The sequence below is a fragment of the Pseudoalteromonas sp. Z1A6 genome (assembly GCF_011378745.1).
Taxonomy (GTDB): domain Bacteria; phylum Pseudomonadota; class Gammaproteobacteria; order Enterobacterales; family Alteromonadaceae; genus Pseudoalteromonas; species Pseudoalteromonas arctica.
Map to the genome: position 1 here is coordinate 1 of NZ_WTKW01000580.1, position 1,441 is coordinate 1,441.

General features: G+C 35.4%; 2 protein-coding genes. Both read left to right on the plus strand.

Going from position 1 to position 1,441, the window contains the following annotated elements; translation table 11 throughout:
• The first annotated feature begins 180 nt into the window (after positions 1-180).
• A complete protein-coding gene (locus tag GQR46_RS19635; protein WP_165742213.1) occupies positions 181-813 on the plus strand; it encodes a cold shock domain-containing protein in 633 nt (210 codons plus the stop codon).
• 271 nt (positions 814-1,084) lie between these two features.
• Positions 1,085-1,441: hypothetical protein (locus GQR46_RS19640; RefSeq protein ID WP_165742215.1), on the plus strand; the 357-nt coding region annotated here is incomplete at its 3' end.

Below are 1,441 nucleotides of genomic sequence, written 5' to 3' on the forward strand. Positions count from 1 at the left end.
CTATAGCAAAATAGTTAGACATTTAACATACGAGTTTAAGTATTAAGCAGCTTTTCTGAGTGCCTAAATTAACCTAACATGAATAAGTAGTTGCATGGTTTTAATTTAGGGACGTATAATAACAACTGTTAACTAAATGGAATTTGCGTGAAACGCAGCTTAAGCAGAGCAGGTGGATACATGAACAAAGGATTGTTAAAGTCGTGGAAAACCGACAAAGGTTTTGGTTTTATTAAATCAGACACTCTAGAGCACGACACATTTGTACACATATCAGCGCTCAAACACATGAGCCGCAAGCCAAAAATTGGCGACACTATTTATTTTGAAGTAGCAACACAGCCCGACGGTAAAACCAAAGCAATTAACTGCCGCATAGAAGGCGTTGCAGAGCTTAAATCATCTAAATCAGCTAAATCACCTAACCAAAAAAGCAATCAACAGCCGTACCGTATTGCCAAATCTAATTTTGCCAGTAGTTTTTTAGGTAAAGTCGCCTCAATTGGTCTTATTGCTGTGCTTTGTTTATATGCATTTAATAAATACAACGCCCACTCAAGCAGCCAAATACCCATTATCACCAATGACGATTTAGCCACTAATGATGATTTAGCCACCTTTGATGAAAAATACCCGAAAGTCGTTATTCCTAAAAGCACGCAAAACTTTACGTGTGATGGTAGGCAATATTGTACTGAAATGCGCTCACGCGAAGAGGCTGTGTTTTTTATTAATAACTGCCCGAATACAAAAATGGATGGTGACGGAGATGGAAAACCTTGTGAGAACGATACAAGGTTTGAAAATGAGTGATAATTTTATAAATCGTTTAGTTAAAGGTTTCGTTAAATAAAAATAGAATTAATTGCTGTGTATAAATACAGCCATGTAAGTTTTGTCCCATAACATTATTAAAAGTCGTTTTGGGGTTAAATTACAAAGGCTACTGAATAGTAATTGTAATTGTCTGTTTATAAACGAGTTGTTTGGTGTAATTATCGAACAGCGTAAAATATGCCTTTTTGGGGTGTTATAACACGCTAAAGTGGGGTTCGATAAGCTGTTAGGTTTACTAGGAAGTGTGGTGGAATTTTCGAAATATAAATTTGAGTGGGTATTGTTATTAATTGGCATTCTTTGTAGCGTTGCCTCAATTTGGTTTGATGTGCAGTCTACAGAAAATACTATATGGTTTGCTCGATCTGGTGCAATTATCGTTTTAGTTTCTGCCATTGTTGAATATAGGCTCTCATCTTTTATTTATGCAGATATTGCTCAAGCTGCGCAAAAAACAGCTAGGAAATTAGCATCAATGCCTCAGATTTCTGATAACCGTATGGTTGAAGCAATGGTTAAATCAAATTTAATAATTAAACCAGAAGCTTCAAAACCTAGAAAAATATTAAGTGCTATTTCTCATATATTTATTATTACTGGGACA